The sequence below is a fragment of the Kosakonia beeri genome, assembly GCF_054165705.1.
In genome coordinates, this window is record NZ_CM135106.1 from 85,531 (window position 1) to 97,848 (window position 12,318).

At 48.9% G+C, this 12,318-nt stretch carries 12 protein-coding genes and 1 tRNA gene; 4 read left to right on the forward strand and 9 right to left on the reverse strand.

Features of this window, described 5'->3' with window-relative positions; all coding sequences use genetic code 11:
• Positions 1-12 precede the first annotated feature (12 nt).
• Positions 13-627 (forward strand): LuxR C-terminal-related transcriptional regulator, encoded by a 615-nt coding sequence (locus tag ACUY4S_RS00425; protein WP_458023600.1) that lies wholly within the window; start codon positions 13-15, stop codon positions 625-627.
• A 111-nt stretch (positions 628-738) separates the two neighbouring features.
• On the opposite strand, the gene ACUY4S_RS00430 is transcribed toward ACUY4S_RS00425, so the two are convergent.
• The 8 genes from ACUY4S_RS00430 to ACUY4S_RS00465 form a co-directional block, all read right to left on the reverse strand.
• A complete protein-coding gene (locus ACUY4S_RS00430) occupies positions 739-1,023 on the reverse strand; it encodes a hypothetical protein (protein WP_312692787.1) in 285 nt (94 codons plus the stop codon).
• 84 nt (positions 1,024-1,107) lie between these two features.
• Positions 1,108-2,325, reverse strand: coding sequence for an L-sorbose 1-phosphate reductase (gene sorE / locus ACUY4S_RS00435; protein ID WP_458023601.1), 1,218 nt, complete (start codon positions 2,323-2,325; stop codon positions 1,108-1,110).
• A 54-nt stretch (positions 2,326-2,379) separates the two neighbouring features.
• Positions 2,380-3,204, reverse strand: a complete 825-nt coding sequence (locus ACUY4S_RS00440; RefSeq protein ID WP_312692791.1) for a PTS system mannose/fructose/sorbose family transporter subunit IID — start codon at positions 3,202-3,204, stop codon at positions 2,380-2,382.
• A gap of 11 nt (positions 3,205-3,215) precedes the next feature.
• Positions 3,216-4,016 (reverse strand): PTS mannose/fructose/sorbose transporter subunit IIC, encoded by an 801-nt coding sequence (locus tag ACUY4S_RS00445; protein ID WP_312692793.1) that lies wholly within the window; start codon positions 4,014-4,016, stop codon positions 3,216-3,218.
• A gap of 63 nt (positions 4,017-4,079) precedes the next feature.
• On the reverse strand, positions 4,080-4,574 hold the full coding sequence (locus ACUY4S_RS00450) for a PTS sugar transporter subunit IIB (protein WP_458023604.1): 495 nt from the start codon (positions 4,572-4,574) through the stop codon (positions 4,080-4,082).
• On the reverse strand, positions 4,574-4,981 hold the full coding sequence (locus ACUY4S_RS00455; protein ID WP_458023602.1) for a mannose/fructose/sorbose PTS transporter subunit IIA: 408 nt from the start codon (positions 4,979-4,981) through the stop codon (positions 4,574-4,576). The genes ACUY4S_RS00450 and ACUY4S_RS00455 overlap by 1 nt, the downstream gene beginning before the upstream one ends.
• Before the next feature lie 9 nt (positions 4,982-4,990).
• Positions 4,991-5,797, reverse strand: coding sequence for an SDR family oxidoreductase (locus ACUY4S_RS00460; RefSeq protein WP_312692797.1), 807 nt, complete (start codon positions 5,795-5,797; stop codon positions 4,991-4,993).
• Positions 5,798-5,866: 69 nt separating this feature from the next.
• On the reverse strand, positions 5,867-6,820 hold the full coding sequence (locus ACUY4S_RS00465; protein ID WP_458024236.1) for a sugar-binding transcriptional regulator: 954 nt from the start codon (positions 6,818-6,820) through the stop codon (positions 5,867-5,869).
• Between the two features lie 693 nt (positions 6,821-7,513).
• Here ACUY4S_RS00465 and ACUY4S_RS00470 point away from each other — a divergent pair.
• Positions 7,514-9,772, forward strand: coding sequence for a type VI secretion system Vgr family protein (locus ACUY4S_RS00470; RefSeq protein WP_458022999.1), 2,259 nt, complete (start codon positions 7,514-7,516; stop codon positions 9,770-9,772).
• A gap of 8 nt (positions 9,773-9,780) precedes the next feature.
• Entirely contained in the window at positions 9,781-10,143 is a 363-nt protein-coding gene (locus tag ACUY4S_RS00475; RefSeq protein ID WP_312692801.1) for a hypothetical protein, read from the forward strand.
• A 399-nt stretch (positions 10,144-10,542) separates the two neighbouring features.
• Here the strand turns inward: ACUY4S_RS00475 and ACUY4S_RS00480 are convergent.
• Positions 10,543-10,637: transfer RNA gene (locus ACUY4S_RS00480), tRNA-Sec, on the reverse strand.
• A 288-nt stretch (positions 10,638-10,925) separates the two neighbouring features.
• Between ACUY4S_RS00480 and ACUY4S_RS00485 the strand changes: the two genes are divergently transcribed.
• Complete coding sequence (locus tag ACUY4S_RS00485; protein WP_458022998.1) at positions 10,926-12,317, forward strand: glycoside-pentoside-hexuronide family transporter; 1,392 nt, start codon at positions 10,926-10,928, stop codon at positions 12,315-12,317.
• Position 12,318 lies beyond the last annotated feature (1 nt).

Sequence of the window (12,318 nt, forward strand, 5' to 3'; positions counted from 1 at the left end):
CGGAGGTCAGGCATGTATATTATCTCTCAGGATAACTATTTTATTAGTGGAATGGATAGACTACTCAAAAACATTAATCCGTATGCTACTCATACTCTTGTTGTCTTTGATCGTGGAGATGGGAAGATAGTATTTTTCAGTATGCATTCATTGCGGCATATACTTGCTGAGAAAAAAGATTTTCACACATTTATCTGTTCGAAGTTTATTAAGCTGGATAAATGCATTCCGATGAGCTTTATGGAAAATGAGGTGCGCAAAATATTAACCTTCCTTAAAGGGAAGGATCAAGGGGATCGCATTCGTGAAGTACACCTGAGCGTGGTGGAATACAATGTCATGACAATGGTGCTAGATGGCAGGCCAAACAGCTACATTATTGAAGCGCTGAATCTCGACAGAAAAATTGTCAGTAATTATAAGAACGCACTTCTGCGTAAGTTAGGTTTAAAAAGCATGGCGGAGCTGGTTCTTATTTATAAGAACTGGAATGCCTGTTTTTACTGCACCGATGGTCATGTTACATCCGATATTAAGTTGATTCCACATGCGGAGACAAATGAATTAAAAATGATCAGGCAGATAGCACTGGAGCAGGATGATGATTTTTATTTGTCGGTGGTTTGAAAATGATCTGCAGGCTATTATCAGCGCTGTTGTCGATAATTCTGGTGATTGTTTTTTTAGTGTCTGTAGAAGGGAGCGAAAGCTCCCTTTTTGCACAATCAATACATCATCTCAGAAATCATAAGCATTAATAATCTTCATTAACGCTGCGTCATTCTTGTACTTCGCCCGTAACGTTTTTAACTGTTTGACGGCTTTGCCGCAGGTTGCTTCCAGGCTGGCATCCAGCTCTTTCTGGCGTTGTTCGTCCAGATCAGAATCTTGCTCACCGGCAAAGTGTTCACACTCGTCGGCGAGGTCGCGAAAAGTCTGCACGTCTTTCGGCAAGGGGTCTGCGGCGTAGCTGGTGGTGTTAAAAAGCAAAGCTGTGGTGAAAATGAAAAAAGCGCGCTTCATGTGTGGTTGTCTGTCAGTTTTTAAAAACCTGTAAGGTAGACTTACAGGTTCGGTTTGTACAGACAGACTTTATGTTATGTGCGCTTATGCCACAGGCGCCGACAGTAAATACTGCTCGGCTTCGCCGGACCAGAGGCCCTGGTGGCGTTGCAGGATCTGCTGAAGCTGTGGATCGTTGAACCCGGCCAGGGCGGTCAGCGGCAACGTTTTACCGGTATAAAGCAGCTTTTTCCCGCCGCCGACGTCTGGCAACCTGAGGGTCGTTTCCGCTGCGGCATCCAGCCCCAGAATATGCGTAACCACTTTGGCTGGCTGGACTCGCTTCTCTTCAATCAGTTTCACCGCTGCGCGCATGTCATCGGTGTTGCCGCCGGAGGTACCGACATAGTGCGTAAAAGCGTAATGCACGTCGTAAAAGTTAACCGCTGCGCTGAACTGCTTATTCTGCGGGCCGGCAAAAAAGTTCATGCAGCCATCGGGTGCAAGCAGTGAAGACGCCATTGTCACCAGTTGCTCATTAGCCACAAAAACGAAGATATCGTCAAAGCCATGCCCTTCGCTCAGCGCCATTAATGCTTGCTGGCTGGCATCCTGCGTGTGGAGATAGTGGGTCTGCGTTTGCGCCTCTGAAGGGTAATGTTGGCGGGCATAACGCAGTTTCTCTTCGTTGATATCGGTGACTACCAGCAATGACGGGTTCACCGGACCATGCAGCGCGTAATCAATGGCCAGCAGCCCCATTGGTCCGGTGCCGCCAAGAATCAAAGTGCGCCCCTGCGGGCGGATGCCCATCTCGTGCCGGTAAGTTCCCGTCTGCAAATGGTAGTTGGCATTAAATGCGCCAATGACGCAGGAAAGCGGCTCAACCAGCGACCCTTCAAAGTAAGTCTCCCCTTCATAACTCAACAGGCAGTCCTGCTCCATCACCTCTCTCGGGATCAGCACATGGGTCGCGCCGCCGCCTACCCAGGGGAAAGAGTAACCGGGGCAATCCGGGCGATCCGGCAGTTGCAGGTTCGCCTGGATAACATAGCGCTGACCGGGCTTAAACTTGTGCTGCCACTTTTTACCGACGGCGAGGATATCGCCGCAAAATTCATGACCGATGATGATCGGGTTCGTCGCCACATCATCAGGCACCTTCTTATGATCTTCCCCCTGATTGGCTTCTTTCCAGGAAGAGAGGCACAGACTGTCTGTGACAACCGTTGCCAGAATTTCATCGTCCTGCATCGCCGGAAGTTCAAACGTTTCCAGGCGTAAATCGCGTTTTCCATAAAGCCGTAAAGCGGTGGTTTGCATGCTCAATACCTCACACGTTGACAGGTGCCCCGCCCGTACTAGCGGGGCGAGAGATCAGGACAGGAAGCCCAGTTCGTTGCCGATAATGCCCAGGCCGAAAAGGGCGAAAATCAGCCAGACCGGGTTCACTTTCTTATTCAGCAGATGCACCATCAGCAACGTCAGCCCCAACGCCAGCAAGCCGGGGCAAAGCTGATCAAGAATGTCCTGCACCGTCATGGTCACTGTGCTGCCATCGGCGGCGGGCGTTTGAGAAACCACCAGCGGCACGCTGATATGCGTCCATTTCGTTACCAGTACCCCCATCACAAACAGGCCGAGTATCGATGCGCCTTCCGTCAGTTTTTGCAGCAGGTTGCCGCCCATGTCGCTGACGATACGCACCCCTTTGCGAAAACCGTAATGCAGGCCGTACCATTTCAGCGCCAGGCGTATTGCGTTGAAAATAAAGAAGAACAACAGCGGGCCAAGAAGATTGCCCGACAGGGCCAAAGACGCGCCCAGCGCGGCAGTGATCGGTCGCAGCGTGCCCCAAACCAGCGGATCACCAACGCCCGCCAGCGGCCCCATTAGCCCCACTTTGATGCCGTTGATAGCGCCATCGTCGATTTCTGCCCCGTTCGCGCGCGCTTCTTCCATGGCGGCTGTCACGCCAATGACCGGGCCGCAGACGGCCGGCGTGGTGTTGAAGAACACCAGATGACGCTTCAGTGCCGCGACCTGATCCTCTTTTAAGGGGTACAACCGTTTGATGGCGGGGATCATGTCGTAACAAAAGCCCAGCCCGTGTATGCGTTCAAAGTTGAACGAGGCCTGTTGTAGGTTGGAGCGAACAAACATGCTAAACAGGTCAGATTTGGTTAGTTTTTTCTCTGCCATGATGGGCTCCTTTAGTCGTCAAGCTGGTCAAGAGAGGTGGACGTGCGGGCAGCGGGAAGCGGCGTTCTGGCTTCGCGCCACTGCGGATTAAGCTGAATGTAGAGCAGTGCGATAATCACGCCCACGCCGCCGAAGGCCAGCAAACTGAAGTCGAGGTAACCGCCGGCAATAAAGCCGAGGAAGAAGAAAGGCATCAGGTATTTCACGCCCATCATGCGCAGTACCATGGCGTAACCGACCACCACGATAAAACCGCCCGCGATTTGCAGACCGTGGGTGACGAACGCCGGGATAGCGTTCAGCATATTGCTGACCATGTCGGCACTGACAAACAACGAAACGATCAATGCCGGAATCGCAACACGCAGCGCCTGAACGCCTAAAGCTGAAACGTGAAGCAGGTCAATGGTACGAAAGCGCGCTTCTTCCGCGGCTTTATCGGCGGCGTGCTGGAACACCACGGTGATAGTGCGCGCAAATACCGTCAGCACCTGGCCTGCGGCGGCCACGGGCAGCGCGATGGCGATGCCGGTAGCAATGCTTTGCTGCCCGACAATGACCAGAATGGCGGAAATAATACTGGCGAGTGCTGAATCCGGAGACTGCGCGGCACCAACGTTCATCCAGCCGAGGGCGATCAGTTCCAGCGTACCGCCGAGAATAATCCCGGTTTTGAGATCACCAAGAATGAAGCCGATAACCGTACAGGCAATCAGCGGGCGGTGGGTCTGAAATTCATCCAGCACGCTGCCAATACCTGCAATACAGGAAAAGAGAAAGATAGCTATGATTTGTAGGGTACTTATTTCCATAATGGGTATCCTTTGGGTGTCATTATCCCTGCCCGTAAGGGCATAAATAACGGGTGTTTTTATTTATTCCGCTAACGACAACTCTTCAATTTTCTCGAGAATATTGATGGACGGATCGGACGCAACGACACGTAAATCCAGATGCACACCGAGATCATCCAGTTCACGAAAGGCGTTAATATCTGATGCGTCTAATGAGACGGCTTTGGTTAATTGTTTTTTACCCGGTTGCCAGGCCATGCCGCCAATATTCAGGGTTTCTATCTGAACGCCTTGTTTAACCATCGCCAGTGCATCCTGCGGCCGGGTAAATAAATAGAAGACTGTCTCGTCTTTATATTGCGGGTTATGGTAGACCGCGACCGCCTTTTCGATATTAACAACATTGACTTTCATGCCCGGCGGGGCAGCCTGGCGTAATAACGTGCGGCGAACCTCATCGTTATAAACATCGTCATTGCAGATAATAATCCGCTGTGCATTTGCCACCTTTGACCACACCGTGGTGACCTGCCCGTGAATCAAACGATCATCAATACGTGCCAGCGTAATATTCATCACAAATCCTCCTCGGTTGTTTGCGGGGGCTGCCAGACAACACAGGCCTGCCGGGCAATGGTTATCAGGTGTTTACAGAGTTCATCCACGTTCATGCTGTGCTGGTTGTCGACCAGTTCCAGCGCCATCGGTAGCGAAAGTCCGCTGATAACGCGAATTTCGGGGTTGCGCATGGCAAGGGTTGCAGCAGCGTTCCACGGGCTACCAAACTGGAGATCCACCGCAATTAGCCACGTATCATCCGGGCGGGTGTTGATGCACGACACCATTTTTTCGGCAATATCGTGGGCGTTTTCGCCGGGGACAAATTCCAGCGCATCGACGCTCACTTCACCGTAGACCATCTTCACGGAATCCCGCATGGCGCAGGCCAGCGAGCCGTGGGCACAAAAAAGAGCATTGACCAAGGTGACTCCTTAACCGCGTGTTTTGCCGCCGGCAATGTTTGTGGTCACGCCGGTAAGGTAGCTGGCGCGTTCTGACAGCAGGTAACAGATAAAATCGGCCACTTCGCACAGTTTCCCTGAGCGACCCAGCGGAATCGCGTTTTTGCTGTACCCTTCGCGCAACTGCTCAACGGTAATATTGCGGGTCCAGGCCAGTGCCTCTTCATACTCCGGTGTGCGCAGCCCGGTTTTTTCCAGGATCCCAGGTGCGACGCCCACCACCCGGATGCCATGTTTACCCAGCTCTTTGGCCCAGGATCGTGTAAAGCTATTCATCGCGGCTTTGGTGGCGGCATAACAACTCTGGCCTTCTGATCCTTCCAGCCCGCTTTCGGAAGAGACATTCACAATTACGCCGCCGCGCTGTTTCACCATCTGGCGCGCTACCGCTTGCGACATTAAAAACACCCCTTTTTGATTGATGTTGACCATTTTTTCAAATGCGGCTTCATTTAATTCATATTTGCCATCCGGGGCTTTTTCATCGACCAGTAGGCGCGGGAAGTTAATTCCTGCGTTATTGACCAGACCGTCAATATGCCCGAAGTGGTGAATCACGCCATTAATAGCCAGGTTCACACCCCCCGCGCTGGAAATATCCGTCTGCCAGAAGCGATAATTGGGATGGTTATTATATCTCCCGTCTCCAGGGTGAATATCCACCATTTGTATCTTTGCGCCTTGCGCTAATAATTCGTCGACAATGGCGAGCCCGATTCCGGATGCGCCGCCCGTAACAACAATGATTTTGCCCTGCAGATTTAACCAGTTGTGCATATATTTCTCCTGATGTTGGCCAAAAGTAGCCCCCATAAAATGAATTATGTAAAAGCGTAATAGCGATAATTACTTCAGTAAGAGATCGGCTGTTTCTCGGTTAGTCACTAAACAGTTAATATGTTCCCCCCTTAATGCGCCTAAAATTCCGTTGTATTTCTCCTCACCCATGGCAATGCCAATAGAGTAACGCGCCTTCTTCAGTTGATGCGTTTCTATAGAGAGCGTTTTTTCACTCATCCTCGTTTCTACCGTTGCGCCTTGAATGTCGTAAAAGCGCGAGCAAATGTCGCCAGCCACCTGGCGGGTACACAGATCGTCGCTCTCTTCACTGGCGTAAAAGGCATGCCAGTTCGCGCCGTTACGGATAGCCGGGGAACCGATGCCCACGATCGCAATATCGAGATTGTCCCAGTAAGCGGAGATGGTTCTAAAGTGCTGGGACTGCATAATACCGTTACGGATCAGGGCGTTGTCCAGCAGTGCCGGAAAGTCGGCGAGGTGCGATTCCCCTTTCAATCTTGCGGCAGCGCTGTAGGTCAGGGTATTGACGTGATAGCGGCTTTCCAGCTTGCCGGAAGGGCCACCCACGACAGGTACGCAGATAAGCTGGCGTGACTGGCTGGCATGGGGTAACCGTTCTACCAGCGCACGGACGGCCTGCCCCCAGGAAAAGCCGATGATATCCCCGGGTTCCAGTAAACGTTCCAGTAACTGCGCGCCGCAGATGCCCATCAGATCAAGTTGTACCTCCTCCTGTTCGTTGTCGCATGCGATCACCACAGCCTCTTTCAGACCATATTTCTCTTTAAGTTGTTGCTCACGCCACAGGTTTTCGTTGTAGTCGTAATTAATGGCAATGGTGACGATACCCTGCTGGCGGCCACGTTTTAGCAGGCGGCTGATGGTGGTCCGGTAAATGCTCAGCTCTCGGGCAATTTGCGCCTGTGTCATTTCCTGCTCGTAATAAAGCTGCGCGATTTTTACGATCAGGCGAATATCATCACTGTTTTGATTTAGCATCCTTCGCCTCTTGCACATATGTGCCAACAACGAAATCGGTTTGGTTATTCGATATAACCTTGTCGGCAGCCTGCGGCAAAACGATTTACTTCCCTTTTCAGCGGCAAAAACCCCGTTTTGTATTGCACATTTGTTTTCAGGCTTCGCGAACGCGGGCACATCTGTGCAGGGAAAAATAACCCACTGATTATTTAGCGTTTTATCCGGCAATATCACTGTGTGAAGCCGCGGGCACTTTTGTGTTGAAAGCCGTGGCAGATCACATTTATTGCCGCTGCCAGCGCCTGCACGTTTTCATCCCCTGACAGCAAGTGAGTAGAGGTTTTAATGCCCGGTACCGGCATGCTCTCGCTGAAGCACAGAGGCAGTATGCCACTCCGCACAGGGCATTACATTAGCGCGACAATTAATAAGCTATTGATTTTATTGGTAATATTTGGATGCATTTAATCGAGTTTAACATTAGGGTACCGCCAGGTCTCACCAAAACCGGGACAGGCAGCTGTTCGGTAAAACCGAACAACGGTATTTTTTTTTGTTATGCAACTGGTGGCTAGGATTTATCTTAATTTATTGGCCGGGGCAAAAAATATTAAATGCGTTATGGTCAAGTGTGTTCAGGTTACAGTTTAATATGTTCAACTACGCTAAAAGGAGACACCAGCAAGGGATTTTCCATCTGGTTATTTATCTATGTTAAACCGAATAACAGTTATGCTTCCTGTTGATGGGCTTCTTTTCTGGAAGCTCTCTGGTCACGAAGCGATATCACAGCCCTTTATGTTAAATTTGGTATTACTTGGAACAGATGCACGCATTGATCGCAGTGCATTGCTGGGGCAGCCTGTAACTATTAGTATTCCAACCAAAAATGCACAAAATCCACGATATTTCAATGGAAAAGTTACTGCCGTTGCGGTGAGCGCTGTTGAGTTGTCAGGAAGTCGCTATGCATCCTACTCACTTACGGTTGAATCGGATTTATGGCCAATGCAGCGCGATCGTAATATGCGCATATTTCAGGATCAAACTGTACCGCAAATTATTCAAACCATTCTTGCTGAATATAAGATTAATTTCGAGGATGTTCTTATTGGAAGCTATCGTCTATGGGATTATTGTGTTCAGTATCAAGAAAGCAGCTTTGATTTCATATGCCGCCTGATGGAACTTGAAGGGATAGCATATTACTTCCGGCATGAACAGGATAAGCATACGCTCGTTTTGGTTGATTCAGTGGAACAATACGGTACCGCAGAAGGTTATGAAATAATACCTTATCAACATACTCCTTCAGGAGGAAGTACAACGACCGAGGGAATTGCTCAATGGGCTATGGAAAATTTTGTAACACCGGGTCTTTATAGCTTAGACGATTATGACTTCCGCAAGCCTAATGCATGGCTTCATCAGGCAAGGCAGAATCCCTCGTCACCGAAACCTGGCGAAATTGATGTATATGACTGGCCGGGACGTTTTGTTGAGCATGGACATGGCGAAAGTTATGCACGAATCCGCCAGCAGAGATGGCAGGTAGAACATCACCATATTAACGGAACTGGGACAGCGATTGGTATTGCGCCAGGTAAAACATTCTTATTGAGTAATGCTCCGTTTTTTAGTGATAACGGTGAATATCTTACTACTGAAGCACATTATCAGTTTGAGGAAAACCGTTATGCAAGTGGCTCTGATAATGCCACTGTCCACCGCATCGATTTTACAGTCATACCTTCAACCGTCGTCTTTAGACCCCCTCAAATAACAGCATGGCCAAGAACCTATGGCCCCCAAACAGCGAAGGTTGTTGGGCCCCAAGGAGAAAGCATATGGACCGATAGATATGGGCGAATAAAGGTTAAATTTCATTGGGATCGATATGGAAAAGGTGATGATACATCTTCATGCTGGGTTCGTGTATCCAGCGCCTGGGCCGGGCAAGGGTTCGGCGGTGTGCAGATTCCTCGCGTTCATGATGAAGTTGTCATTGACTTTATTAACGGTGACCCTGATCGGCCTATAGTGACAGGACGCGTTTACAATGAAGCCAGTATGCCGCCATGGGAACTGCCAAACGATGCTACACGAATGGGGTTTATGACTCGAAGCAAGGACGGTAACAAAGACAATGCGAGTTATCTCTTCTTCGAAGATCGAGCGGGCAGTGAAACGGTAGATTTGCATTCAGAACGTGACATGAATGTCTCGGTGGAGAATGACAAAACTGTAAATATTGATGGTCACCGCTCAACTAAAATAGGAAAAACTCAGAATGATGAAGTAACCGGTGATGCTTCTTTTTATTTTAAGGCGAAACGTACCACGACTGTAGACAGTGAAGAAACGGCAACCTTTAACTTAGGAAAGACAACAACCATTTCTAAAGGCCGTCAGCTAAAAATCACTGACGGTGGTGATGTATCCGATATAAAGGGAAATGTTACTACACTAATTGATGGATCGGTTGATACGAAGATAAAAACGGGTTGGCAATATCTCACGCTTGAAGATGGTAGTATGTGGGTCAAGATATCAACAGGCGGACGTAATGTAGAAATACAAGATGGTGATGAGCTATTAATTCATGGCGGTGGTCGAAAAAATACTATAAGAGGTGGTGTAAGTACTACCATTACTGGTGACTGGGTACAAAAAATTACTAAAGGCGATATTACGATATCTACCCCAGATACTATTACAATAAAAGGTGATAAAAAGGTCGATATACAAGCCCCTGACTGGTTTGAATTTAAAGCATTTTCTCTAGCCCTCAAACTTAATGAGACATCCTTCGGCTTAACTGAAATTGCTTCAAGAGGGTTTAAGTATGAGACCAATCCTATCCAGATAAAACTTAGAGGAAGCGGTGGGGCGCGCTTTGAGATCCTCGGTAATAAAATTGAAAGAAACATTGTGTCAGTGAAAAATGCCGTACTAAGTATAATCACATGAGGATTGAAATGGAGAAGTATACGGGATTGATAGCAATTATTGGCCCTCTGGCCATAATAAGTTTCTTCGTCTTCTATATGCTGCAAGGTTATTTTTTATACTTGAAAATTAAAAAAGACCCTGTGTATGTCAAAGCGCAGATCGTGAGTTACTTCCCAAGGACACCAAATGAGTTGGGTAAGGTTGATATTGTAATGACGTATAGTTTTAAGGCTAATAATAAAACCTACACAAAGGATAAACAAACCCTTAATATCAATACTGTAGATTTGAATAAATACGGTGTCGGTAAAGAAGTGCCAGTGGTCTATTATAGAGGGAATCCTGATTATAGCAAGATTGATGTTTATGATAAGAGCTTGCATAATTAATTATTATTCAGTTTCAAAAGACCGGCATAAGCCGGTCTAAGATTAGCCATTATGCATCGGGTTCATCGCACTTTGACAACCAGGCCGCTTTGCTTTTCCCATTCAGCGCGAGATTGCTCTGTATGCTTTGATTATTCCGGTGCTTTTTATAATTCAGCCATACTCTTTCAGTTACGGATCAGATGCATGTTTGATCCTGAGGTTTTGCTCGTTTAATTTATATTCCCGTAAGTACCATTTATATAAGTCAAAATATGTATAAAAAATCTATACACATCACTATACATATTTTTCATGGATTCAGGGAGAACCTATCGGACTGTTACGGATGAATGACTTGATAAATCTATTGAAAATTAAGTGTTTTTTAGACTTTTTCGGATGGGTGCGGAGCAACTTTGGCGGAAGATCACAGGAGTCGAACCTGCCCGGGACCGCTGGCGGCCCCAACTGGATTTGAAGTCCAGCCACCTCACCGGAGATGACGATCTTCCGCGCCTGCATTGCTACATGGAGGCGGGGCGCATTATAGCTACTTTCATGCATTTACCACATACCCCCACCATAAATTTTCTCGTTGTGCGGGTGCTACAAACCCCTGTTTAAGATAAATCCTCATATTTTCCGATGGTTAGATTTTTTGCATCGTGAAAGGAACCACGATCACAGAAAAGAAGAATCGTAATCTGATAACCAGAAAACGCAATTTCCGCCTGGAAAATGATCGTTTACAACGTCTGAAGCCGCACTCCGCTTACTTTTCAGGCGTTAAGGAAACAAAAATGGACAGTCAGATTATTTCTGTAAAAGAAAAGATTGGCTACGGAATGGGTGATGCCGCCAGCCATATCGTTTTTGATAACGTAATGCTGTACATGATGTTTTTCTATACCGATATCTTCGGCATTCCTGCCGGTTTTGTTGGCACCATGTTCTTACTGGCGCGTGCGTTAGATGCCATATCCGACCCATGCATGGGGCTGATTGCCGACCGCACGCGGAGCCGCTGGGGTAAGTTCCGCCCGTGGATTATCTTTGGCGCACTGCCGTTTGGCGTGGTCTGCGTACTTGCATACAGCACGCCGGATCTCAGCATGAGCGGTAAAATGCTCTATGCCGCTGTAACTTATACGTTACTCACTCTGCTTTACACCGTGGTGAATATTCCTTACTGCGCCCTTGGCGGGGTTATCACCAACGATCCGCAACAGCGTATCTCGCTGCAATCCTGGCGCTTTGTGCTGGCGACTGCAGGCGGCATGCTCTCTACCGTGCTGATGATGCCGCTGGTGAAACTGATTGGCGGCGAAGACAAAGTCGTCGGCTTCCAGGGCGGCATTGCAGTGCTCTCCGTTGTCGCCTTTATGATGCTGGCGTTCTGCTTCTTTACGACCAAAGAGCGTATTCAGGCTCCACCGAGCACCACCGCCATGCGTGAAGACCTGCGCGATATCTGGCAGAACGATCAATGGCGCATCGTCGGCTTGCTCACCATCCTGAATATCCTGGCGGTGTGCGTGCGCGGCGGGGCAATGATGTATTACGTCACCTGGATTATGGGCGATGCCGCCATCTTTACCGCTTTCCTTACGACTTACTGCGTTGGCAACTTGATCGGCAGCGCCCTTGCCAAACCGCTGACCGACTGGAAGTGCAAAGTCACCATTTTTTGGTGGACCAACGCCGCGCTTACCGTGCTCAGTGTGGCCATGTTCTTTGTACCGATCGAAGCCAGCATCACGATGTTTATCTTCATCTTCGTGATTGGGGTGCTACATCAGTTGGTCACGCCAATCCAGTGGGTGATGATGTCCGATACCGTTGATTACGGTGAATGGCGCAACGGTAAACGTCTCACCGGCATCAGTTTTGCGGGCACCTTGTTTGTGCTGAAACTCGGCCTTGCGCTGGGTGGTGCGTTGATTGGCTGGGCACTGGCGGGGGGTGGCTATAACGCCGCTGCACAAACCCAGAACAGCACCACCATTAGCATCATCATTGCGCTTTTCACGCTGGTTCCGGCGGTCTGCTACCTGCTCAGTGCCTTTATTGCCAAACGCTATTACACCCTCCGAACGCCATTCCTGACATCGATAATGGCGCAACTGGCGCGGGGTGAGCACCGCACGCAGTACGGGTCTGGCAACGTCTCAACACGGGAAGAATTACTGTAAG